Here is a 23,705-nt window from a genome sequence, read left to right as displayed (position 1 = left end):
CGGTCATTTCGACAAGTGTTCATGGGCCCAGACCGCGATGTCCAGCAGGCGGGCGTCATCACCCTTTCGTCCGATCAATTGAATACCCAGCGGCAGGCCATTCTGGTCGGTCCCGAATGGCAAAGCGACCGAAGGCACCTGCAACAGGTTCCACATCCGGGAAAAGAGAGGATCTCCAGTGGCATCCAAACCGGCGGGGGCTGGTCCGGGGGCCGACGGGACCAACAGAGCGTCCACATCGCGGAACATCTGATCCAGCATCGCGCCCGCCCGGTCGCGCAGGTCCAGCGCAGCTTGGTATTCTGCGTCGGTGACCGCCAGTCCCGCTGTGACAAGGTCATGAAATTGCGGGCTGATGGTGGGCATGCCGATAGCGTATTCCGCAGCGCGCTGCCGCGCGACCTCATAGTCCATGACGGTGATCTGAGCCTGTGTGAGTTCGGCAAAAACGGGTGGAAAGGCAATTTCTCCGGTCTCTGTCCCCGTTGCGGCAAGGGCAGCCAACGCGCGCGTGCATGTGTCCCGCATCTCGACCGAACCGTCCCGCCAGTGCGGGCCGCGTATTAGGCTGATCCGAGGCAAAGCTTCGTCGAACTTAGCTGGCGGTGCGGGGTCAGTTTGACACATTACGGCATCGGTCAGCACAAAATCGCGGGGATCACGAGCCAGAAGGCCGAGTGTATCCAGGCTTTGGGACAAGCCCATGACACCCGTCAGATCGTATCGCCCGGTGGTTGGCTTGAACCCGCAGACTCCGCAATACGCTGCTGGTCGGATCAGCGAGGCTGCGGTTTGCGAACCAAATGCGAGCGGAGCCATGAAATCGGCCACAGCTGCGGCAGAGCCGGATGACGAGCCACCCGGCGTATGCACGGGATTCGCCGGATTGGCAGTTTTACCGGGCTTGAAGTAGGCGAATTCGGTGGAGATGGTTTTTCCGATTGGGATCGCGCCCGCGTCCAAAAAAGCCTGAACGCATGCTGCATTGCGGTCGGGGCGGCACCCGGCATACAGGTCGCTACCCCATCCTGTCGGCATGTCTTCGGTGTCGATGATATCCTTGATCACAAACGGCACGCCATGGAGCGGCCTACCAACGGGGAGAGTATCGGCGGCCTTTGCACGCTCCATGGCGCGGTCCGCATCGAGGGTTTGAAAAGCCCCGATGACGGGTTCACGGTTTGTGATCCGGTCCAAATGGGCCGCCATCACCTCGGAAGGCTTCACCTCACCTGCCCGGATCAATGTGGCAAGTTCATGGGCAGAATTATGGTTCAGCCCGGTCATGCCTCCAGCGCTTTCAACGCGTCGGCAAAGGGGGCGACTGGCATGTCGTAGATGCCACCGCCCAAGCGACCGGCCTCGCCCAATCGGTCAAGAATGCCCAGCCCGATCACAGGCCCCGAACCCTGTTCCACGGCACCCCGCGCCGTGCTGCCCAGCCGAACATCCAAGGCCCGGAAATACGGATGCGTTCCGGCTGACAGACCTGACATTCGCGCTTGAGCGTCGTCGGGCAGATAGGCACCCAGACCCTTCTTTTGTTCAGGGCTCAGATCTATGGCCATTGCCCCCAGCCCGAATGCCTCGACCACGGCACTGTCGCCGATCGCGCCAAGGGCGCGGTCCTGCGGCAAATCCACGTCAAACGCCCCCTTGGGAGGGCTGGCCGGATTTGTGAACCAACGGCCCGGTAGGCCCGAGATCTGGATGCCAACTTCGCGCCCATTGCCTCCTGCAGCGGTGACGAAGCTTGATCCTTCAATGCCCTCCGCCAGTTTCATCATGCATTTGGTCGCCGCCATCCAGAGGTTGAGAAATAGTGAGGGTGAGCTGTCCATAAAGGCCAACACGTCGTCATCCGTGATCCCGCTGGTGGTGCGATCCTTGAGTTCAGCAATCAACGCCTGTGCGGCCACGGGTGTCCGGCCATGGCAATCATCCCCGCCCATCAGGCCGATCACGGCCAGCGGGACCAGCGCGATCCCTTCGGCAATCCCTTTCTCCAGAACATCAAGAAACCGGGTGTTGAGCCAGCGAATGTGGTTGAGCACCGCCTCGGACCTCAGCCCTAAACGCATGGCCGGGCGGCTGCCTGCATTGATCGGCGCATAAACACGTTGTTGGCCGCGCCACGCGTCATAGACTGTGTGCAGCGGCATATCCGCCGAGACCACAGCCGCCAGAGGTGTCACGACATCGTGGTCTTGTGCGGGTTTCAGCACGATCTCGCCTGCGTTAATCATCGCCTCGGCCTGATCGAAATTCTGCGCCAGCCCTTGCCAGACTGCAGCGACACAGGCCGAGTTCAGGATCGGCGCGGTGATCTGATCCGGGCTGGCGAAGGCGGGACCGGCATGTAGCAGGACATTTTCGTCCAACCTCAGCGCCTCGGACGCAGTATTGAACCGGTTCCAGACCGGTTGTGTCACCATGGCCTTGTCGAACGCCAGCTGATCAGCCGGATGCAGCATCAAGTTTCCTCCGGCGGGATGATCCATGTTTCCGAGAAGTAGAGGAAGGCAGTCGTTGTTTCATACCCAGCCTGCACCCGTGTGCCCAACTTGCCCGGTAATGCGTGACCATTAACGATGATCTGAGCCGAATGTGCTGGCACCAGTAGCGAGAACATGTTCTGCTCGCCCGAAGCGACCTCATGCGGAGACAGCTCCAGCGCGCGGGGCGGCTCGAGCCCTTCCCAGACCAGTTCAACTGTCAGGTTTTCTCCGGCGATGGTTTCGGTATAGCGGTGGCTCATCGGATCGCCCGAGGATCGGACGACCTGCGCGCCTATCTCGGGCAGGGAGGCAAAAGCGGGAGCATTTGCGAAAGCGGCCAGTTTGCTGATGAAGTTGGCCTTCAGAAAGGCGGTCAGATCGGGATTATCGCTCAGGATCACGTTCGGTGCCTCGGGCGGTCCGTCCATCTGATCTGGCGTTCCGTACAGCAGCAGCACCTGACCTTGCCCAACCGGAGACCATGCCACGCGAAAGAACAGCGCCATAGCGGTGAAATTGTTGTTGTCGTCTTTCAGCAGGATGCCGGGGTTCTCGCCTGTCCAGTCGACGGTTCCGGGGGTGATCGGTTCGTTCAACGGCATTACAGATCCTCCTGCGGGGTCACCCAGGTTTCGGAAAAGGCCAGAAAGGCGGTCGACATGGTGCGGCCAAAGAACTGGCGGCTTGCAACCTGACCGGGGAGCAGGGTGCCGTTGATGACGACCTGCGCCGCCTTGGCCTCAAGGAACACTGAATACATCTCATGCTCTTTGGTTGCCGAGTTTTCCTTAGTGACCTCAACCGGCAAGGGTGGACCCATTTCCTGCCAGATCATCTCGACTGTAACGCCCGAGCCGCGCAGGGTCTCGGAATAGCGCGACCTCAAATCGCCGGGGCGTTTTTCGACGCTGTCACAGTCCAGCCAGCTCATCGCGTCGAGGCCTGCCTTTCCGATGAAGGTGGGCATCTTGGTGACCCAACCATCCACGATCCAGCGCATCATGCGTTGGTTGTCCGTCATGATCAGATTGGGTGCTTGCGGCCAACCCTGAGCTTGATCCGGCGCGCCCAGGATCAATGCAGCATGGCCCCGACCATAGGGCGACAGTACCACCCGAAAGAATAGCGCCAGCGTGTCATAGTGGCCCTGCGTTGAGTTCTGTTTCAGATAGATCCCGGGGTTTTCGCCGGACCAGTCGACCCGGCCCGGATTATGTGGAACACGATTGGTCATGACCAGCTTGCCTCATACTTTTTCAGCGCATCGACGATGAACGTCTTGCGCGCCTCGCCCTGCAAATGGTCGCCAGATTTGTAGATCTCAGCCACCTGATGCGAGATTTCCTTGAGCACCGCACCATCGTCGCGACCGTCCTGAAGCGGAATGCGCAGCATTGTGTCCCCGGCATATGTCGGTATCACCTGACCGGCAAAGCTATCGGTCGGTTGCGGGGGGGACTGACCGTCTTTCAACGCACGAATGGCGTTGCGCAGCAGGCGGCGTGCCTTGGCCACGCCCCGATCCGTAAAGCTGAGGTTTTCGCGGGCATGGACGTTCCGCGGCCCCTGACTGACCCAGGCGTCATAGTCGCCGGGGTCCCGCTGGCGCATCTCATAGGGTCGATCGGGATCCTGGCCATAGAAATCGGTCATCCCAAAGCCCACTTTGCTTTTGTCCGTTAGGCCCTTTGGATCGTCATTCGCCGCCGCATCCCGGAAGTGGCGCCATGCGATGACCATCGTGTTGGTGTCGTCAATCGGGGTTATCCAACGCGACAGCCCGCAGCGCCCAAAATAGCGTGACCCGTCTGGCACCGGGAAGTGGCCGCCATTTTGCGTGAACGACGGCAGCATATGGTCATGTATGCGCACCCAGACGATATCTTCGACACGTCGGACATTGGTGTAAAAATCGCCCGTTTGACTATCGTGAAACTCGATCATCGGCATCTCGGCAAAAGCGTCGATGAACTGGCTGCGTACGGCCAGTGTATGCAGGTAGACAACATGGAACGGGTCCCATGCGTTTTCCATCACCTGAAGCCAGTTGCACGGGGATTTGATGAGGTAAGGCACCAACTCGTCGCCATCTTCGTCAAATGTGTCCATTACTGGGAATGGGGGTTGCTCCTCGGGGGGACCCATAAATGCAAAGGCCAAACCCTTGTATTCGATCACCGGATAGGCCCCCAGACAGGCTTTTTTCTTGACTTGTGAGGCGGGCGGCTCACACGGGGTTTCCAGAATGGTGCCGTCCAAACCGTACTTCCAACCGTGGTATGAGCATCTAATTCCACCTTCCTCAACGATGCCAAACTCCAGGCTCATGTTGCGGTGGCAGCAATGCAGATGGGTCAGGCCCAGCTTGCCCTCTTTCTTTTCGCGGAACAGAACCAGATCTTCGCCCAGAATACGCAGGCGATAGGGCAGGTCGCCAATCTGATCGGTCATTGCAACCGGCATCCAGAACCGGCGCAGGTATTCGCCGCACGGAGTGCCGGGGCCAACCTCGGTCAGTTCCGGGTCAGGTTGCTGTTGCCAGACTTTTTGTTGGTCGTGACCGCGGAAATTGCCCTTGGGGGCTGAGAAATGATCGTTCATGCCGTCCTCCGTGCGTATCGGTGGTCAGGGAAACGGATCGGGCACCGGCGTGGTGCCGGTCCAGATCGATTTGACCTGACAGAAATCCCTTATGGCGTCCGGGCCCAATTCACGCCCGTAGCCTGACAGTTTGATCCCACCAATGGGGCAGGCAGGGTCAACGCTGCGATAATGGTTGATGTAAACAGTGCCCGCCTCGATTGCCTCGGCTACCCGCGCGCCCTTGTCGGCATCGGTGGTCCAGACACCGGCAGCCAGCCCGTAGTCGCTGTCATTGGCCAGCGCGATGGCTTCGTATTCGGTGGTGAAAGAGGTGACGGCCAGAACCGGTCCGAACACTTCTTCACGCCAGAGCTGCATGCCGGGCGTCACATCGTCGAAAACCGTTGGTCCGATATAGAACCCATTCCGGCCTGCAGTTGTGGCGGTGCCGTTCAATAAGCAAATCGCACCGTCGGCTTTGGCGCGTTCGATCATTGCCGTAACCTTTTGCAGATGCGGTTCATTGGCCAGCGGTGCGACCTGAGTATCCGGGTCCATCGGATCCCCCATCTGCAATGCGCGGGCGCGGTCGATCAGGCGGGATAACAGCCTGTCCTTCAGCACGGCCTCAACGATCAGCCGCGATCCGGCGACGCAAGTCTGGCCATTTGACAGGAAGATGCCGGACAGAATTCCGTTGACCGCATTGTCCATGTCACAATCGGCAAACGCCACTTGCGGAGATTTTCCGCCCAGTTCCAGCACCGCCGGGATTACACCGGCTGAGGCAGCCTCAGCCACTTTTCGTCCGCCAAAGTCCGAACCGGTAAAGGTGACCTTGCGTGTTAGAGGGTGGCGGACCAGTGCTTCGCCGACCTCATGACCGAGTCCGGTGACAACGTTGAGCACCCCGGGCGGTAGTCCCGCCTCATGTGCCAGCCGTGCGAATTCCAAGGTCGAGGCCGAAGCCATTTCCGAGGGCTTCACTACAACCGTATTGCCAGCTGCCAGTGCCGGGGCCAGTTTCCATGCAAGGATCATCAGCGGAGAATTCCAGGGCGTGATGGCGACCACGACGCCATAGGGCCTAAAGTGGCCCACGCTATGCACGCCGGGGATGGAATTGGCCTGAGGTTCGGGCTGCAGCTTGCGTGCCTCTGTCGCAAAAAATCGAAACCAGCTGTGCAGCCCGGCAAACTGCCCGCGCACCTCAGTAATGCGTTTTCCGTTGTCGCGAATTTCGGGTGTGACAAGGTCTTCCCACCGGGTTTCCAGCATGTCAGCTAAACGGTCAAGCATATCCGCCCGTTCTGTCGGCCCAGCTTTGGCCCATGGCCCGCTGCGGAAGGCCTGGTCGGCGTCCCGGATGGCTATGTCGGCGGTCTGTGCGTCGCTACGGGCGATCATGCTCCACACCTGACCGGTGGCGGGGTCGATACTGGGCAGGGTTTCACCGTCCCAATCGACAATGGCACCGGAAATGAACGGTGAATAGGTTTTCATTCAACTTTCCTCGGACAGAGGTTGAGCCACCAATGCCAACAGATCGCCACGGCGCACCATGCCACGATTGCCATGAGCCAGAACGTGCCCGGCTGTGGGAAATTTAAGTCCGACAGCCGAGCGTTCCGGTTCGGCGGGGAAATGCAGCGTGCCTGCCAGATCGCCTCGTTTAACCTGTTGTCCTGCGGAGCAGCGTCGGTCGAACAGTCCATCTGCGGGTGCATGGACCGAATGCGATGGATCGGCGATTTCGATACATTGCGTCGGAACAGGGTCCGGAGCACCGCCGGGCAAGATACCTAAATGCTGCAGACAGCGTTTAAGCCCGGCTTCGGCAAGGTCCGCGGCATGCGGATCGACACCACCTCCGCCGCTGAGTTCAGCCGCGATCATCGGGACACCAACACGCGCGGCCGCGGCATTCACACTTCGGTTGTCGTTATGGGCGCCTAGCACCCAGATCAGAGGCAACCCGAAAGCGCGTGCCAGTTCCATGTTGGAAGCAGTCAGGTCCGTGTCATTCCCCCGCGCTGCCAAGGCGCAGGGCTCGAATACAGACGCCTTGCCACCCGAGTGCAAGTCAATAGCGGCATCCACGCGCGGCAGCAGTATAGTCTCAACATAATGCGCCAGCATCGCTGTCGGACCTCCATTCGCGGCGCCAGGAAAAGCCCGGTTCAGGTTTTGCCCATCCAATGGCGAAACCCGCGATGAAGCCAGAAACGCGGGGGCGTTCAAGGCCGGGATCAGGATCACCTGTCCGGTCAGGTCAGATGGGTTCAGCTGGGCCGCTAGCCGCAGGATCGCAGCGGGTCCTTCGAATTCGTCTCCATGAGTGCCGCCCAAAATTAGAACAGAAGGTCCGGGTTTCCCACGTAAGCTGATGACCGGGATCGGGTGGTATCCCAACGGTACGGCATTGTCGGACCATTTCAGCATCAGATCACCGGACTGTCGACCTGGCGCATCCAGATCGATGGTCAGGTGAAGCCTGCTGGGTTGGGGTGAAAGCGTATCGGTCATCCAGGTTCTTTTGCTGAGTCACAGTCTTAATAACATAATTTTTTTGAAAGTGAATTGCTTAAACCACGACTCTATGTGATATATGGTGAAAATTGCCATTACCGCCCTCTGGCGGTGCCGGAGGAGTTGGATGGGCATTACCCTCGCAAAATCAGGAATAGGCAGGATCAAACCTCATATGGTTGGTGGAGTATCTGCTGACGTTCCACCGCCTGCGATTCTTTTGAACTCGAATGAAAGCGTGTTTGGTCCCAGCCCGTCTGCCCGCGCTGCTGCTTGTGCGGCAATCAGCAATGTCGAGCGTTATTTGGAAAACCCTGACGATATCCTGGCCCCGGCGATTGCTGCGCAGTACGGGTTGGATGCGGCCCGGATCACCACCGGACAGGGATCGGACGATCTGCTGGCTCGTCTGGCCCGCGCCTACCTAGGGCAGGGCACCGAGCTGATCCGCAGCGCCAATGGCTATCTCAAGGTGCCCAACTATGCTTTTGCCAACGATGCCGAGGTGGTGTCGGTGGCGGATGACGCATTCAAACCTTCGGTCGACCGGATGATCGATGCGTTGACCGAACGAACCCGGATCGTCTACCTCGCCAATCCGGAGAACCCGGCAGGCACCTATCTGAACGGCGCAGAGCTGCGGCGCCTGCATGCCGCGTTACCGGAAAACGTTCTGCTGATCATCGATGCTGCCTATGAGGAATATGTCGATGCGGCGGATTATGAGCCCGCGCATAAGTTGGTAGAGGCTGCCAAAAACGTGGTCATGTGCCGGACGTTTTCCAAGATATTCGGGCTGGCTGGGGCGCGTGTTGGTTGGATGTACGGGTCCAGCGATGTGGTGGACAATGTACGCCGGATCGGCCTGACCTTCCCGGTGGCGTCCTCTTCGGTCGCAGGGGCTGTTGCGGCGCTGGAAGACACGGCACATACCTGTTTCGTGCGAGAGACCAATTTGAACAACCGGGCCTGGATTAGCGCCGCGTTAGTGGAAATGGGTCTGCATGTTGTCCCAAGTCAGGCCAACTTCGTGCTGGTTCATTTTCCGAACCCCGGAAAATCTGCCGAAGCAGCCGATCTTTTCCTGCGCGGACAGGGGACTGCTGTACGCCGGTTCGCCTCACCCGCCTACCGTGATTATATTCGCATCACCATTGGTCACAGGCATGAACTGCAAGCGGCACGGGATGGGCTCGCCGCATTTCTGGACGGAGGTACCTGATGGTTGCGTCCCCCCTACCGACCGAATGTACGCCGCAGGTCAAGCATCCGTCCGGTGCGGCTATCATCGCTGCTATCAAGGCGGCGGGTGTCGGCGAAATCGTAGCATTGCCAGATATCGTTACCAGTGACGGGCTGCTCTGGCCGATCTCGCGAGATCCCGAATTTCGCCTGACCCGTATCTGCAAGGAGGATGAGGGCGTCAGCATCTGCGGGGCGATGTCCTATAACGGCACGCGCGCGATCCTGATGATGCAGCAAACAGGGCTGATGGATTCATTGAATGCGATCCGGGCCATTGGCGTCGATTATGAACTGCCGGTCGTTATGATGGTCGGTCTGCAGGGTAAGGAGCCACATATTCACCCCGACCAATCTGCCTCTTACGGGGTGCGGATTGTTCGGCCAGTGTTGGATGCGATGGAACTGTCACATTCCCTGATCGAATGGCCAGGGCACGAGGCTCATATCCCGCAGGCGATTGAAGCGGCATATGCAACTTCAAGACCCCATATTTTCCTGATCGGCCGAGCACCGGAGGCATCATGACCATGCACCGCGACGCAGCGCTTAAGGCCCTGATCCCTCATATCCTCGAGGACGATATTGTTGTTGCCGTGTATCAGAGCTGTTTCGACTGGCTTGCCTTGAACCCGCGCTACCTTAATTACGTGGCCGTCGGGGCGATGGGGCAGGCGTCGTCCCATGGTCTGGGTCTGGCGCTGGCCAACCCTGACAGGCGGGTCATCGTTCTGGATGGCGATGGCAGCCTGCTGATGAATCTTGGGACATTGGTGACGATTGCCAATGCAGGGGTGACGAACCTCTATCATTTTCTGTCGGCTAACCGGGTCTATGAAGTGAACGGGTCGCATCCCCTGCCTGGTGCGGATAGGGTTGATTTCGCCGCCATGGCCTGGGCCGCCGGGTATGCCAGTGTGCAGCGCTTTACGGATCTGGATCAGTTTTCAGCTGCGGTGCCTCAGGTTCTGTCATCCACCGGCCCGCAATTCGTCTCGATGGAACTGACGGCAGGTGCCCCTTACCCTCGGGACTACGCCTATATTCACAGCGCGCAGGCGCGAGCCAGTTTTCGCGAGGCGCTTAATCGTCGCTGATCTGCGATTGCACGATCTTCAAAAAGGACTGTCCCACAGCAGACAGGGGTTTGTTCCTGGACCAGAACAGGACTGCGCGAAACGTCAGAGGCGCCGCAAAAGGCAGCGCGACACAATCGGGAATGGTTTTGAGATAATCCAGACTTGCTCCGACAACCGAAACTCCTAGACCGCGCGCGACCAGACGGCACACCGCGTCGGTGGTGCGGGTCTCATACTGCATCTGACGTGAGATGCCTTTGGCCTCAAAAAACTGGTCAATCTCAAACCGGAAGCGCGACGATGGCATATATGAGATGAAGTTCTTACCCGCCAGGTCCTGCGCCTGAACTATGGTTTTCTCTGCCAGAGGATGGCCGGTTGGAACGACGCAACAGACGTCGCTGTTCCGGATAACCAGACTGTCAAAGGATGGGTTGGCGGGTTGGGTTGTCGTGATCCCGAAATCGTAATTCTGCGAAACCATCCATTCGACGGCATCATCGCTGGGCGCGATTTCCATTCGGGCCATGGCTTTTGGCCAAGTGGCAGAAAACTCCTGAAGCAGATCCGGAGCTAGCTGAGAAGACACCCCCGGGGTGATCACCAGGTTAAGCCGCGCGTGACCGAACTTTCCAATGGCTGTGGCGGATTCCTTTATGTGCTCCATGCCGCTGACGGCCTGCCGAACTTCTTCCACGAGCAGACGTGCCTCATCCGTTGGTACCAGAACCCGGCCCGAGCGCTGAAACAGCTGAAAACCGACTTCGGCCTCGAAATCCGAGAGCAGGCGGCTGACCGCGGGTTGTGAGATTCCCAGCATCGCTGCTGCCTCAGTTACAGTTCCGGTGGAGACGACGGTTCGAAATGCATCAACCTGTTTGAACGTAATTTTCATGGGGGCTCAGTGCCTGATTGGGATATGCGGTCGGATAATTCATAGTTTCACATAATACAAGAATATGAAACGGTCCGGATAGGTTATACGACCTGAGGGTGCCAAATCACGGTCTGAATTTACTGCGGGCGAGTTGATACCGTGATGAATTCGATCTCATCCGACACGATCTTGCAAAACCCGTGACGCAGCTTGGCATCGAAGCTTAGGGTATCGCCAGTTGCCATAACAAAATCCTCGGTGCCACACCTGTATATAGCGTCGCCCATTATCATGTAGAGAAAAACACTGCCTTCGTGCTGGTAACTGGGCAAGGTCCCAGATTGGTCCTTTGAAATGGTGATACGGGCAGATTGAAACAGACCTCCCGGCCCGCCATGTTTACCAAGTAAAAGGTAGTTATGCACGTGGCCCTGCGTAATACGCCGGGACATGAGACCTTCGCCTGCTTTGACGTGATGTACGTCGGCCGAAACTTCGGTGTCCGCAAACAGGGCCATCAGAGGAACATCCATCGCGTCCGCCAAAGCCTGTAGCGTGCCAAGAGACGGAGAGACGCTACCGTTCTCAATACGGCTGATCATCGAGGTCGAGACCTGCGATGTTGTCGCCAGCTCAGAGAGGATCAGATTGCGTTCCTGCCGTAACCTTTGCAATGTTTGCCCGACTTCACGCTCGATATCTCTTTGTTTGATCACGGATTTCAGTGCCGATACTGCTGTTGCTGCTTAGAAGATTGTTTGCTTTAGTTGTGTCAGTTTTTTGCATTCAGTCAATTGGTCTTTGTCAGGTTATTGAAGGCCGTTCAGCAGATTAACGATACACCATTCTGAAATTACCTGACTTGTCCCGCAGAGTTGATCCTCCGTTTCCTTACTATTGGGGTGGACCATTTCAGTGGAGGAGGATCAGACGGCAAGGGTACATTGAACCCCCACGCGTATGATAAACCCGTCATGACAAGGCTTTAGGACGTGACTGAAGACGCGACAGGGTTAAGCTGGGAGCTCTAGACCAACCGGGTACGATACGGTTGCTGATGCTATGCCTCAAGAGCAGAAATTAGTGCGCGCGTAACATCTGGAAGAACGAGTTCCTGTGAGGCATTGGCCTCTGTGTCGATGAATGGCCGGTATGCATATTGGGTCAGAATTACTTGACGTTTGGGTCAGAATTGAATGACGCGATTTACCGATTTATTGAGGTTTTGGTTGTCAATTGAGCCAAATATTCGTGATGTTCTACATTTACTATGTGGCGACAAATAGTTTTGCTTTTTGCGACAGAAATTTTCCTTTGCGCCGCATAGCTTTGCCTTCTGCCAATTGGTTGCGTTGAGCATGTTTCCCCATAAAAACTGGTTTTGAGCGAAGCCCTTGAGGGCGCTCGTCTCCAAAACCTGCTCCCAGCGAGGGTTGGGTGTAGCAAGTGCAAAACAATTCGACAGGGTGGTGCGCCCACAGGCGTTCGCCGAGGACACGGCCCTGTCTAATTGTATTGCGGGCGCGGGGGGCGACGTCCCCTAGTTCTGCTGTATTGCAGGTCGGGCGGAAACCGGTCGTTCGCTGCGGTGCAAAGAAAATGCTACACTACTCCAAATCAGTCATTGAATCGGACAGACTGCTCAAAAGACCCGGATGATAGTGATCTATCAAAGTTCGCTTCATCTGTTCTCCTCGCATCGAATAAAGCCCGATTTTTGTCTGTGGCAATAGGCCCATTGCCGGGCGTAAAAACAATCGACCCGTTTTCGCGAATCCAAATTGAGTGGCTGCGACGGCGGGGAGTTTAGTAGTAAGCGATCTTACAGGAAATGATATCGGAGAAACGATACTCGTGTCGGAAGATCACAAAGCGTGAATGTCGACTGGATCGGAGAAGCCCTTGATCTGGGTCCCGCCAAATGTCTCCTGAATATCGACCCCGTCGAGCAGATCCAGGGTCTCTTGATCAACCAAAATCCGGCTTCCTGTGTTCTGGGTTTCCGCTTCCAATCGGGCTGCGAGATTTACCGCGGATCCGATACAGGTATAGGTCGCCCGGTTGTCAGTGCCGGCATAGCCCGCGACGACTTCGCCTGTGGCGATACCGATCCCGATCCTGAGACTCCGTTCTCCATCCGCGAGCCGGTCATGATTCAGCATCTCTATCATGCTATGCATTTCATGCCCCGCAGCTACCGCGCTTTGCGCGGTATTGTTCAGAGGTTGTGGAACACCGAAGAGAGCCATCAACCCGTCACCAAGCATCAGGCTGACAATGCCGCCATTGCTGGTCACCGCCTCGAACATCAACGTGTAGAAGGTGTTGAGCAGATCAATTGTTGCCTCGGGCGCGAGGTTTTCCGAAAGGGCTGTGAAACCGCGAATGTCGCAAAAAAGAACCGATGCGTTTGCACGTTTGCCACCGATGGCAAAGCCAGACTCTTGCAGGTCTTGCGCAACTTCGGAGGTCGCGAAACGTTCGAGCAGGCGTCTTTGTTCGTCCCGCAATCGCTTCTTTTCGAGGCCGCTGGAGACGCGGGCGCTGAGAAGCGTCTTGTTCACCGGCTTGGGCAAGTAGTCTTCTGCGCCTAACTCGATGCAGCGCACAATATTGTCGAGCCCTTCGACAGAGGAGGTCACAATCACCGGCAATTCGCGCAGGTCGGGGTCCGCATTGATTGCCTCCAGAACCTGAAACCCGTCCATTTCCGGCATTTCGATATCGAGTAGAAGCAGGTCATAAGACTGACTCGACAACATCTCCATCGCGACGAGGCCGTTTTCCGCGACAGAGGCTTTGTGCCCCAACAATTCAACATTGCGAGACAGGAGTAGCCGATTGACTTTGTTGTCATCAACGATGAGGAGATGGCCGCGTGTATCAGTCATTGTTCAGGGTCCGCAGGGCCGCAGCAGCTTTGGCGAAAGCGGCCTCCAGAGCTTTCGCATCTGTAAGGTCACCAGTCGCTGGTATGTCCCCGAGCTCGATTTTTCTGGCCAACTCGGCCAGTGCAGTCGCACCAAAGGTGTTTGCATTCGACTTAATGGAATGAGCCGCGCGGCGATATCCATCAGCGTCAGACGCGTCGGCAGCCGCTTTCAATTCGGCGATCATGCCAGGGGCTTCGTCGAGGAAGGTGTTCACAAGCTCGGCGGCAAATTCGTCGCCTGTCGCGTCCTTGAGTTCAGCGAAGATATCAAGATCAATTGGACCGTTTGTCATGGATTACTTGCTTTTCCTAGGAACATTCAAAAGGGCTTCGATAAGAATAGGCAGGCGGATCGGTTTGGCGATGTAGTCGTCCATCCCGGCATCTAAACACATCTCGCGGTCGCCTTGCATGGCGTTAGCGGTCATGGCGACTATACGCGGTCGGTCTTCTCCGGGAAAATCTTGGTTTATGCAGCGTGAGGCTTCGAGCCCATCCATTTCGGGCATCTGCACGTCCATCAATACGACATCGTATGCTTGCCGGTTCACGCTTTCGACCGCCTCAGCGCCGTTGCTGGCCAGATCAGCGCGATAGCCCATCTGTTCAAGCAGGCGAAGCGCAAGTTTCTGGTTCACCAAATTATCCTCAGCCAACAGAATACGCAGAGGGTGGCGTTTTGCCATCTCTGGATCGGTCTGGGGTTTGTCTACGGGCTTGGCCGGCTTCACTGGGGTATCTTCGGTTGAAAACAACGTGACCAGAGTGTCAAAGAGATGCGACTGACGCAGCGGCTTGGTGAGGTTGGCAGCAAAGAGGCCGTCTTCGAGGTCAATGTCGCGCGGACCAAGAGAACTAAAGAGGATCAGCGGCAAGTCCGGATGCTTGGCCCGAATTTTCCGGGCAAGTTCCTCACCATCCATTTCTGGCATGTGCATGTCGAGAATTGCCAGATCGAACTTTTGAGCCTTCTCGAGTGTGGCCAGCGCATCGGACGGGGTTTCGCAGGTAGTGGTTTTAGTGCCCCATTTCTCGGTCTGGAGCGACAAGATTTTTCGGTTGGTGGCGTTATCATCCACCATAAGAATGCGCTTGCCTTCAAGCTCGGACTGAATGCCTACCAGATCGCGCGACGACGATTTGACCAGTTTGGAAGGTTTGGTCTGGATTGTAAACGTAAAGGTCGAACCGTGCCCCTCGCCGTCACTTCGTGCCCACATGGTGCCGCCCATGAGTTCCGCAAGACGTTTGGAAATCGCCAGACCAAGACCGGTGCCGCCATATTTGCGAGTTGTTGAGCTGTCTGCCTGACTGAAGGACTGGAACAGACGGCTCATTCCTTTTTCGCTCAGGCCAATACCTGTGTCGCGGACTTTGAAAGTTAGCTCAAGCGATCCTCGTTTCTCGGTGGTTTGTTCAACAGATAAAACCACTTCCCCGCTTTCGGTAAACTTCACGGCGTTTGAAAGCAGGTTCAGCAGGATCTGTCGCAACCGGGTCAGGTCAGCACTGATCGCAAGGGGCAGAGCGTCGTCAAATTCATAGGCCAGATCGAGCTGCTTTTCGGCGGCCTTGCCGCTGATCAGATCTAGCGCGCTTTCGATACATTCACGCAGGTCAAACGGATGGTTCTCGATGTCCATCTGCCCGGCTTCGATTTTTGAGAAATCGAGGATTTCGTTAATTATGCCCAGTAGTGCGTCACCACTGTCGCGGATCGTGTTGGCATAATCGCTTTGCTCGGCATCTAACTCGGTATCCATCAGGAGCCCACTCATCCCGATAACGGCATTCATCGGTGTACGGATTTCGTGGGACATGGTGGCGAGGAACGCACTTTTTGCTTCGTTAGCAGACTCGGCCACCTCACGGGCCTTTTCGGCCTCGCGGAAAAGGCGCACGTTCTCGATGGCAATAACAGACTGATCCGCAAAAGACTCAGCCATTGCAATATCGTCGTCCGAGAACGGTGTCTTTGATTTCCTGATGAAATAAAGCCCGCCCAAACACTTGTCTCCGCGCATTAACGGTATGCCAAGAAAAGCTTCAAATCCGTTTTCTTCGTGAAGCTTCTTTGCTAACCGAGGTAAGCCCTGCGACGTCAAATCGTGTACATGCATGGTTTTCCCGGACAGTAACACGGACGACAGAAAATTATCCTTCGGGTCCAACGGGTGTCGGGTTCGTCCGAAATCACGTAATAGGCCTTTTGGCGTCGCCAAAGCCACTTGCCACCAGAAACTGTCATCTGACAAAGCGGCGCCTGCCATGTCGCATGAAACAAGCCGTGTCGCGGAATTTACAATCGCCTCAAAAACAGGTGTGGTATCTGAAGGCGATTGGCTGATCACCCGCAGTACATCAGCACTGGCAGTCTGTCGCGCTAAGGAAGCCTGAGTTTCATTGAACAGACGCACGTTTTCCAGCGCGATGATAGCCTGATCCGCGAAAGATTCGGCAATGGCTACTTCGTCATCACTGAAAGCCTTCGACGTTTTCCGAATAAAGACGAGAGTGCCGAAACATTCTTTCCCTCGCATCAAGGGTACCATCAAGAACGACTTGAATCCTTGTCGCTCTACGATTTCCGTGTCCCGCGGAGATAGTTCATCAAAGCGCGATTCATCCAATTGCAGCGTCTTGCCGCTCTGGATGACGCGGGATGGCAGGTTGTCGTCGGGATCAATTGGCAGGCGCTCAGTCCAAGTGATTTCCTCTAAACCATCCAGAGTCGCGGCCGCCACTTGCCAGTATTCAGTTTTGTTAGCCTGCATGGCAATCGACAAGTCGCAATCGATAAGAGCTGTAGCCAGTCCGACAATCTTCTCAAAAACCGGTTTGGTATCTGTCGGGGATTCCGAGATCACTCTGAGGACATCCGCACTTGCCGTTTGGCGCGAGAGTGCGACTTGCGTATCGTTGAACAATTGAGAGTTTTGAATCGCTATGATCGCCTGCGAGGCAAAGGTCTCCATCTGCTTGATTTGCTTGTCCTCAAAGGCGGCTTTATTTCGGCTGCCCATACTGATGACACCAATCGTGTCACCGTCGCGTATCAAAGGTACAGAGAGAACCGACCTGTATCCTTGCAAGTTGGACCTAAGGACCGGATCATAGTTAGGGTCCGCTTGAGTATCCTCAACGTAGTCGGCGCGCCCATATAAAAGCGCCCGGGCGGTCGCCGACGTTTCCCCTGGCTCAAATGGATGCGACTCGAGGAATTTGGCAAAACTCTCTGTGAGATTGTGCCCGGCAAAGAAATGGAATTTTCCGTCCTCGGGTTTCTTTAGCGCCACAAAAGCATCCTGTAGGCGGCAGATGCGCGACGAAACCGCTACCAACGCTTCCAAAACCGGCTCTAAAGCGTCAGGGGAACGGGAAATAACCTCGAGCACTTCGGATGTCGCCTTCTGATACCCCAGTGCCTCTTCAACTTCTGCAGTGCGGGCCTGCACTTCTTTGAACAGTCGCGTATTGTTGATGGCGATCACGGCCTGGGACGCGAAGGTTTCGAGTAGGCTGACTTGTTTGTCGCTAAACGCAGCTGCCTGCCGATGCGCCATAACAATAACGCCAACGGTTACGCCATTGCTGACCAAGGGGACACCAAGAGTGGTAAGGTAGTCCCCGATCTCAGCCGCTTTTTTCCATGTGTAAGACGGATCCCCACGCGTATCCCTAATATAGACCGTCTTGCCGTGCAGGGCCGTGCGCCCGATGCAAGAACCCTCCTCTGGAGCGATAGGGTTGTCGGACAGGAACTTGAGAAATGCATCGCTGACATTGTGGGACATGGCCACGCGGTATAGGCCATCGTCAGCATCCTTCATTGCAAAGAACGCGTATTCCGGTGAACAGATCCGCGACGAGACCTCCAGGATGGCGTCCAAAACCGGTGGAAGATCGTTCGGTGAGCGCGAGATGACGTCGAGCACTTCGGACGTCGCCGTCTGATACTTCAGCGCCTCTTCGACTTCAGCAGTGCGTTCCTGAGTTTCCCGGAATAGCCGTGCGTTCTCGATGGCGATGCTGGCTTGATTGGCAAAACCCTGAACGAGCTCGACGCTGTTTTGTTGCGGCGGTCCGGCCTCGGCCCAACCGACAATTATGACGCCCCAAATCCGCGCCTCTGCCCGGATCGGTACGGCCATCAAGCGCCGATACCCAGCCTTTCGGGCAAGCTCTGGACTGAAATACTCAGGCCCCCGCGCATCTGCTAGATGCTGGACTTCGCCGCTTTCCACGACCAATGGAGCCAGATGACCCTTGGAAGCTTCCAAGGGATAATCCGAAGTCAGTGCCTTCAAAGTAGTCTGCGGAAACCCGTATTGTGCGCAGAAATGATAGAGATTGCCGTCAAAGCGTTCGAGGACGCAGAACTGCGCTCCACAAAGTTCAGCGGATTTTTGCACGACAAGGTCAAACACAGGCTGGATGTCGGAAGAAGCTTCGTTGATCAGTTGCAAGATTTCAGCACTGGAACGTTCGCGCACCAATGCGTCTTCAACTTCGGTCGTACGCGCCCGTACTTCCTCGAAGAGTTGAGTGTTATTGATGGCAATCAACGCTTGCGAGGCGAACGTCTCCAACAGAGATATCTGTTTTGAATCGAATGGTGCGACTTTGTCGTGGCAGAGCACGATCACACCGACCACAACCTTATCCTTGACCAAAGGGACACCCAGAAGCGAGCGATACTTGCCAATACGCGCGGCTTCCTTCCAGGCGTATTCGTCAGCTTCAGTGTCCTCGTAGTAGACTGTTTTGCCGCGTGAAGCTGTTTGGCCAATACCGCTTCCATGACCTGCCGGCACTGGGTGTGCTTTCATGAACTTCATGAAATCACTGTCAAAGTCGAGCATGATGTCAGTATGGTAAAGGTTGTCTTGCGGATTCAGGATCGAGATCGCAGCATATTTTGGCTCGCAGATCCGGCCAGCGACTCTCAGTATCTCTTTCAGCACCGGCTCCAGCTCATTCGGAGATCGCGAAATCACCGACAATACGTCTGACGTGGCAGTTTGATACTCCAGTGCCTGCGTGACTTCTTCCGTACGCTCCTCCAACTCGTGGAAAAGGTTTGCGTTGGTAATCGCGATAACGGCCTGATCTGCAAAAGTTTCCAGCAGTTTGATCTGTTTGGCGGAAAAACCCGAGACTACTGGCGCCCCAAGAGAGATAACGCCTACGACTTCACCGTTTTTAACCAGCGGAAGCCCAAGTAATGACTTGTAATCACCTACACCGCTTTCTTCTAACCAGGTGTAGGTGTCGTCCGCTTCGACATCTTCGACATAGCTTGTGCGTTTCGACAGGATCGCACGCCCGCTTACACCGTTCTCCGCTGGTGAAATCGGGTGAGCTTTGACGTACTCTGCAAAGGCCGTGTCTTGTGTGAGCGTCGAGTGCACATGAAAAAGCCCATCGTCCGGGTCGAGCATTGCGACATAGGCATCCTGCAATTCGCAGATGCGCGACGCTTCTTTAAGAATGGCGTCCAGAACGGGCGACAGTTGATTGGGAGACGCTGAGATCACACGCAGCACTTCGGATGTTGAAGTCTGATACTCCAAGGCTTGCGTGACTTCCGCCGTACGGTCCTGCACCTCTCGGAACTGGCGTACGTTATCCATTGCGATCACGGCTTGGGCCGCAAAGGTTTGGACCAGAGCGACATCATCATCCGAAAATGGCGAAACTTCACGGCGATAGAGAACGATCACCCCAAGACCGGTGTCGTCTTTCATCAACGGCACCGCAAGGACCGAGCGAGCACCTTCAATCTCAACCATCTGAACCCGTTTTGGGTCACGGTCCCGGTAGTATAGTGGATCATCGGCGATATCGTCTTGGCGGATAACTTGACCATCGATCATTGGTCTGATCGCAACCAGTTCAGTGCGCGTTAATGGCTCTACGAAATCTTTGAGCGCTTCATCAAAATCAGTTCTCGCACCGATATTGGCTGGAATCGTTGCGTGCCCTTGTTCGTGGTCAGCGACACACAAGAAGGCCAGCGGTGCTTTGCACAAACGGCTTGCGTTCTCGAGAATGCTATAAAAGACCGGTTTGTCGTCATCGCGGCTGCGGCTGATGACTTCGAGTATTTCACGCGACGCTTCTTCCCGTTCAAGTCGTTCCTGAACTTCACGAAACTGGCGCGTGTTTTCGATGGCAATGACTGCATGTTTGGCGAATTCTTCAATCAACTGCACGTCAGGGTCAGCAAATGGCCGCACCTCCCGGCGGCTAACTGCGATGGCTCCGATGGCCTGATCTCCTTGCATCAGGGGGACTGTAACGCGTGACCGAATGCCTTCGATCTCAACCATCATGGCAGCTGTAGGATGGCCCGAGCGATAAAAATCCGTGTCGGTCAAATCATCGATGCGACCAACCTTACCTGTTCGTATCGCAGTGGCTATTGGAATCGATTCGTCCAACTGCCACTCGTCTCCAACATCAAATTCGGTTCTCTGATGCCCCCAATTCGCCGCCAACCGCCCGTGGGTCCCTGCTGCGTTAATCAAAATAAGGACCGCCTGATCTGCATCACATACCCTGGTGGCCTGCTGAAGCACTGAATCAAAGACGCGCGCATCGTCATCACGGCTTTGGCTAATGACCGTTAGAATTTTCTGTGTTGCCGCCTGACGCTCCAACTGCGTATGCAGTTCATTCAATTGTCGCGTGTTATCCAAGGCGATCACGGCTTGGGCGGCGAAGCCCTCAACCAGAGAGATCTCGTCGTTTGTAAATGCGCGAACCTCACGTCGGTAAATCCCGATGACGCCCACGGGCGTGCCATCTGCCGACATTAGTGGGACCGTCAGAAATGACCGGACACCTTCTTCGTCTACAAGTTGACGGCGCCATGGGTCGCCTTTGATATACTGGTCAGTCAGGCGCAAATCTACATTGTGAATAACGCGTGCCTCGCGAACGGACTCCGCAATCTGGAGATGTGAGTCCAGTGACCAACGATCTACGCCAACCTCGTAGGTCGCCAACTGATCACCGAAATGGGCCGCATATTCGAGGTGGGTTCCTGCCTCATTCAAAAGGCTCAATGTGGCGACATCCGTTTCGCAAAGCCGGGCTGTGTTTTCCAGGATCGTCTGGAACACCGGCGTCTCATCTTCCCGCGATCGGCTAATTGTCTCGAGAACTTTACGCGTGGCGCCTTCGCGTGCCAGACGGATCTGCAATTCGCGAAATTGGCGAACATTCTCAATGGCGATTACCGCTTGGGCGGCAAAGTTTTCGACGAGCTTGACCTGATCGTCGGTATAGGGCCGGACCTCGTCTCGCGCCAACATCAAGCATCCGATTGCACCGCCATCCACCTTTAGAGGAACAAACAGATTGCTGCGGCACCCATGCTTGTCGACAATCAGCTTGAACCGCTCATCGCCGGATTTGTGGAAATCAGTGTCTCCCATATCCACAACGCGTTTGGTCTCGCCGCTGAGGATTGTTTCAGTCACCAGAGAATTGCCCGGCTCCATCGTGTATTTGCCGTCGCGCCAAAGCTGCTGAATGTCAGGGTGCAGGTTAACACTGGCCACGAGCCGCTGAAGTGTGTCGCCTTCCTGTCCAAGAACCAGACCAGCAAAAACAGCGTCGCAAAGGTCTTTGGCAAGCTCAACAATCAGATCGCAAACCGGCTGAACGTCGTCCTTGGTCACAGAGATCGCCTGCATCACCTGAGCGGTGGCTTCAAACCGCGCCTGTTGATCAGCTGCGCTTAACTCCGAACTTGGCGCAGATGATGGCGCGGGGCTTATCGAGGTCCCTGATGCCTTTTTGTCGCCCAACTGCGCCCAAACTCCCACGTCAATTCTGACTAACAACTGTCCGGAGTTTAGAGAGCATGTTATAGAAGTCACTGGAATTCTTTACCGATGATGCCCTTTGCATTCATGCACGCGCGAGCACGGCCCACTTAGCTCGGATCATCCGGCTGGTCAGCGCGATGAATCAACAGTGTAGTGCCAAGGCGCTGGATAGACTTGTAGGCCTTACTGTTCTGGCACTCCATATGCGCCTCGAAAACGTCAGGACGTTCGATCTCTGAAGCGCTCCACCGAGCGTCATTGCTTAAACCCAGACTTCTGTTGGCGAAAGGCAGCATGTGCTGGACACGCAAGCCCCTGTGAACTCTCTGGGAAGATGCACTGCGAAGTGTACTGCTCGCTTAAAAGGACGGCAGGCATGTTCCCATCTCGGCCATCGAAGCAAAGGAAATGTTGCAAATGTCGGAACGGCCGCTTTCAAGAAGCTGATTAGTTAATCATGATTCAAGCTCAATGTCCGGTTTGGGCCGGTAGGTCTGGGCCAAAAAACGACGTTTACAAACGCCTTAACAGTTATCAATAAGCGCGTTAGGCGGGCTGTTCCGATAGGATTTCTTCCGCGATCTGAAGCACATCGCGGAGGAACCGGTCTATGTCCTCGCGTTGGGTGCGGTGGTTGTTGAACGCACAGCGAAGCCCATGTTTGCCTTTCACCGTTGTGTCCGAAGGCATAGCGAGCCCGCGCTCCTGAATCCGAAGCATGATTTCGGTGTTAAGTGCTTTGGCTGCGTTTTCGTCTGCCGCTAGATGCCGGAAACACACAATGTTGAGCTCGACAGGAGCGACAAGTTCCAGAAGCGGATGCGCCTCTACTTGCGCGGCCATGTAGCGCCCAAAGCCTATGTCTTGCGCAATGAGCCGCCCGAACTTCGTCGCACCCTGTTCCTTGAAAGCCATCCAGATTTTCAACGCGCGAAAGCTGCGGCTAAGATCCAGACCGTAGTCAGCGAGGAACTTCCCGGCAATCATTCCGCGCTCCTGGAGTTGCAGGTAGGGGCCGTGCATCTCGAATGTTCTGAAATGCGCATCGGGGTCCTTGATCAATACAGCGCCAGCGTCAAAGGGAGTGTGCAGCCATTTGTGGGGATCAATGGAAACGGAGCCGGCGCGTTCGATCCCGGCGACCAGATGGGCGTGGTCGGGGGCAAGACGCAATACACCGCCAATGCACCCATCAACGTGGAACCACAGGTCCTCACGCTCACACAGCGTGGCGATCGCGGTCAGATCGTCAATCGCACCGGTGTTTGTCGTTCCAGCCGTTCCAATCACGCAAACAGGTTGCATCCCGTTCGCGCGATCTTGCTTGATTGCCTCTTCCAGCGCATCGAGCCGTATTCTTTGGTAGTCATCGCTCGCGATCTCTACCAGCGCCTTGGCGCCGAGGCCCAGCGTCTCCAACGCCTTCTGGTGGCAACTATGGGCCTGATCGGAGGCGTAAAACCTAATTGGCTTATCCAGCGCGGCAATACCATCCTGGCGAACGTCATATCCGGCGGTGACATTGCGGATCACGGTATGCGCCACAAGATTTGCCATTGAACCGCTGCTGGTTAGAGTGCCGCTCGCACACTTGGGAAACCCCGCAATTTCCTTTAGCCAATCGACAACTTGCTGTTCGACCTGCGCCGCTCCTGTGTTGCCACCCCCAAGATTGCTGCCCTCTACGGCCGCAAGAAAATCACCCAAAGCGCCGGTGAAGTTGCTGGCACCCATATACCACCCCCAGAAACGTGGATGGATATTGCCCATGGGATATGCGCGCACGGTCGCCCGATATTCATCGTAGACCTGCTCCAGAGACGAGGGATGTTCCGGCAAACCAGACTGGAACGTGGTATGGACATCGTCGGTCATAGGTCTCCAAACAGGACGCTCTCGCACCTGTTTCAGATGCTCGATGGCCTCATCGACCATCCTGTGGGCGAGCGCGCGGCTGGCCTCCCAATCGTCCGGATCAAGAGTTAATCTATTGGATTTCACCATCAACAGCGTCCCTTTTGTTTAGAGAAAAAAGGTGCGCGATAAACGTATTCAGTGCAACCGTTCTACGGCCTTGTTGAATCTCCAACAGATGGATATTTCTGTTGGGGCGATGGCGGATCGGAA

16 protein-coding genes are annotated in these 23,705 nt (G+C 56.0%); 3 read left to right on the top strand and 13 right to left on the bottom strand.

Annotated features, from left to right (window positions below; all coding sequences use genetic code 11):
- Positions 1–3: 3 nt before the first annotated feature.
- From AC2FJF_RS12615 to AC2FJF_RS12585, 7 genes are read right to left on the bottom strand one after another with little or no spacing between them, the layout of a single operon-like run.
- Positions 4–1,287, bottom strand: coding sequence for an amidase (locus AC2FJF_RS12615; RefSeq protein ID WP_496725717.1), 1,284 nt, complete (start codon positions 1,285–1,287; stop codon positions 4–6).
- A complete protein-coding gene (locus AC2FJF_RS12610; RefSeq protein ID WP_496725716.1) occupies positions 1,284–2,474 on the bottom strand; it encodes a YlbE family protein in 1,191 nt (396 codons plus the stop codon). Before AC2FJF_RS12610 ends, AC2FJF_RS12615 begins: the two co-directional genes overlap by 4 nt.
- Positions 2,474–3,100: a hypothetical protein gene (locus AC2FJF_RS12605; RefSeq protein WP_496725715.1), complete on the bottom strand. Its 627-nt coding sequence runs from the start codon at positions 3,098–3,100 to the stop codon at positions 2,474–2,476. Before AC2FJF_RS12605 ends, AC2FJF_RS12610 begins: the two co-directional genes overlap by 1 nt.
- Positions 3,100–3,732, bottom strand: coding sequence for a hypothetical protein (locus tag AC2FJF_RS12600; protein WP_496725714.1), 633 nt, complete (start codon positions 3,730–3,732; stop codon positions 3,100–3,102). Before AC2FJF_RS12600 ends, AC2FJF_RS12605 begins: the two co-directional genes overlap by 1 nt.
- On the bottom strand, positions 3,729–5,099 hold the full coding sequence (locus AC2FJF_RS12595) for a Rieske 2Fe-2S domain-containing protein (protein ID WP_496725713.1): 1,371 nt from the start codon (positions 5,097–5,099) through the stop codon (positions 3,729–3,731). The genes AC2FJF_RS12600 and AC2FJF_RS12595 overlap by 4 nt, the downstream gene beginning before the upstream one ends.
- A 24-nt stretch (positions 5,100–5,123) precedes the next feature.
- Positions 5,124–6,584 carry an aldehyde dehydrogenase gene (locus AC2FJF_RS12590; RefSeq protein WP_496725712.1) on the bottom strand — a complete coding sequence of 487 codons (1,461 nt, stop codon included), beginning with the start codon at positions 6,582–6,584 and terminating at the stop codon, positions 5,124–5,126.
- Positions 6,585–7,607: a succinylglutamate desuccinylase/aspartoacylase family protein gene (locus AC2FJF_RS12585; RefSeq protein ID WP_496725711.1), complete on the bottom strand. Its 1,023-nt coding sequence runs from the start codon at positions 7,605–7,607 to the stop codon at positions 6,585–6,587.
- 130 nt (positions 7,608–7,737) lie between these two features.
- On the opposite strand from AC2FJF_RS12585, the gene AC2FJF_RS12580 reads away from it, so the two are divergent.
- The 3 genes from AC2FJF_RS12580 to AC2FJF_RS12570 are packed head-to-tail and all read left to right on the top strand — an operon-like array spanning position 7,738 to position 9,949.
- Positions 7,738–8,832 carry a pyridoxal phosphate-dependent aminotransferase gene (locus AC2FJF_RS12580; protein WP_496725710.1) on the top strand — a complete coding sequence of 365 codons (1,095 nt, stop codon included), beginning with the start codon at positions 7,738–7,740 and terminating at the stop codon, positions 8,830–8,832.
- Positions 8,832–9,380 carry a decarboxylase gene (locus tag AC2FJF_RS12575; RefSeq protein WP_496725709.1) on the top strand — a complete coding sequence of 183 codons (549 nt, stop codon included), beginning with the start codon at positions 8,832–8,834 and terminating at the stop codon, positions 9,378–9,380. The genes AC2FJF_RS12580 and AC2FJF_RS12575 overlap by 1 nt, the downstream gene beginning before the upstream one ends.
- Positions 9,377–9,949, top strand: coding sequence for a thiamine pyrophosphate-dependent enzyme (locus AC2FJF_RS12570; protein ID WP_496725708.1), 573 nt, complete (start codon positions 9,377–9,379; stop codon positions 9,947–9,949). Before AC2FJF_RS12575 ends, AC2FJF_RS12570 begins: the two co-directional genes overlap by 4 nt.
- Here AC2FJF_RS12570 and AC2FJF_RS12565 read toward each other — a convergent pair.
- The 6 genes from AC2FJF_RS12565 to AC2FJF_RS12540 form a co-directional block, all read right to left on the bottom strand.
- Positions 9,936–10,826, bottom strand: a complete 891-nt coding sequence (locus AC2FJF_RS12565; protein ID WP_496725707.1) for a LysR substrate-binding domain-containing protein — start codon at positions 10,824–10,826, stop codon at positions 9,936–9,938. The two genes, AC2FJF_RS12570 and AC2FJF_RS12565, sit on opposite strands and share 14 nt — an antisense overlap.
- A gap of 119 nt (positions 10,827–10,945) precedes the next feature.
- Positions 10,946–11,524, bottom strand: coding sequence for a helix-turn-helix domain-containing protein (locus tag AC2FJF_RS12560; protein WP_496725706.1), 579 nt, complete (start codon positions 11,522–11,524; stop codon positions 10,946–10,948).
- Between the two features lie 1,149 nt (positions 11,525–12,673).
- Complete coding sequence (locus AC2FJF_RS12555) at positions 12,674–13,699, bottom strand: adenylate/guanylate cyclase domain-containing protein (protein WP_496725705.1); 1,026 nt, start codon at positions 13,697–13,699, stop codon at positions 12,674–12,676.
- Positions 13,692–14,033 carry an Hpt domain-containing protein gene (locus tag AC2FJF_RS12550; RefSeq protein ID WP_109310482.1) on the bottom strand — a complete coding sequence of 114 codons (342 nt, stop codon included), beginning with the start codon at positions 14,031–14,033 and terminating at the stop codon, positions 13,692–13,694. Before AC2FJF_RS12550 ends, AC2FJF_RS12555 begins: the two co-directional genes overlap by 8 nt.
- 3 nt (positions 14,034–14,036) lie before the next feature.
- The gene (locus tag AC2FJF_RS12545; protein WP_496725704.1) at positions 14,037–21,443 is read right to left on the bottom strand and encodes a GAF domain-containing protein; all 7,407 of its coding nucleotides are present in this window, start codon (positions 21,441–21,443) and stop codon (positions 14,037–14,039) included.
- A 681-nt stretch (positions 21,444–22,124) separates the two neighbouring features.
- Positions 22,125–23,582, bottom strand: a complete 1,458-nt coding sequence (locus AC2FJF_RS12540; RefSeq protein WP_496725703.1) for a pyridoxal phosphate-dependent decarboxylase family protein — start codon at positions 23,580–23,582, stop codon at positions 22,125–22,127.
- Between the last annotated feature and the right edge of the window lie 123 nt (positions 23,583–23,705).

The sequence above is a fragment of the Ruegeria sp. CDSB013 genome, assembly GCF_059611165.1.
This window is presented reverse-complemented; position numbering and strand designations above follow the sequence as displayed.

Coding starts and splice junctions, on each gene's coding strand:
- AC2FJF_RS12610 (WP_496725716.1), bottom strand. CDS start 2,474: ATGCTGCATCCGGCTGATCAGCTGGCGTTCGACAAGGCCATGGTGACA.
- AC2FJF_RS12545 (WP_496725704.1), bottom strand. CDS start 21,443: ATGCAGGCGATCTCTGTGACCAAGGACGACGTTCAGCCGGTTTGCGAT.
- AC2FJF_RS12615 (WP_496725717.1), bottom strand. CDS start 1,287: ATGACCGGGCTGAACCATAATTCTGCCCATGAACTTGCCACATTGATC.
- AC2FJF_RS12565 (WP_496725707.1), bottom strand. CDS start 10,826: ATGAAAATTACGTTCAAACAGGTTGATGCATTTCGAACCGTCGTCTCC.
- AC2FJF_RS12595 (WP_496725713.1), bottom strand. CDS start 5,099: ATGAACGATCATTTCTCAGCCCCCAAGGGCAATTTCCGCGGTCACGAC.
- AC2FJF_RS12580 (WP_496725710.1), top strand. CDS start 7,738: ATGGGCATTACCCTCGCAAAATCAGGAATAGGCAGGATCAAACCTCAT.
- AC2FJF_RS12600 (WP_496725714.1), bottom strand. CDS start 3,732: ATGACCAATCGTGTTCCACATAATCCGGGCCGGGTCGACTGGTCCGGC.
- AC2FJF_RS12555 (WP_496725705.1), bottom strand. CDS start 13,699: ATGACTGATACACGCGGCCATCTCCTCATCGTTGATGACAACAAAGTC.
- AC2FJF_RS12605 (WP_496725715.1), bottom strand. CDS start 3,100: ATGCCGTTGAACGAACCGATCACCCCCGGAACCGTCGACTGGACAGGC.
- AC2FJF_RS12575 (WP_496725709.1), top strand. CDS start 8,832: ATGGTTGCGTCCCCCCTACCGACCGAATGTACGCCGCAGGTCAAGCAT.
- AC2FJF_RS12570 (WP_496725708.1), top strand. CDS start 9,377: ATGACCATGCACCGCGACGCAGCGCTTAAGGCCCTGATCCCTCATATC.
- AC2FJF_RS12540 (WP_496725703.1), bottom strand. CDS start 23,582: ATGGTGAAATCCAATAGATTAACTCTTGATCCGGACGATTGGGAGGCC.
- AC2FJF_RS12590 (WP_496725712.1), bottom strand. CDS start 6,584: ATGAAAACCTATTCACCGTTCATTTCCGGTGCCATTGTCGATTGGGAC.
- AC2FJF_RS12550 (WP_109310482.1), bottom strand. CDS start 14,033: ATGACAAACGGTCCAATTGATCTTGATATCTTCGCTGAACTCAAGGAC.
- AC2FJF_RS12585 (WP_496725711.1), bottom strand. CDS start 7,607: ATGACCGATACGCTTTCACCCCAACCCAGCAGGCTTCACCTGACCATC.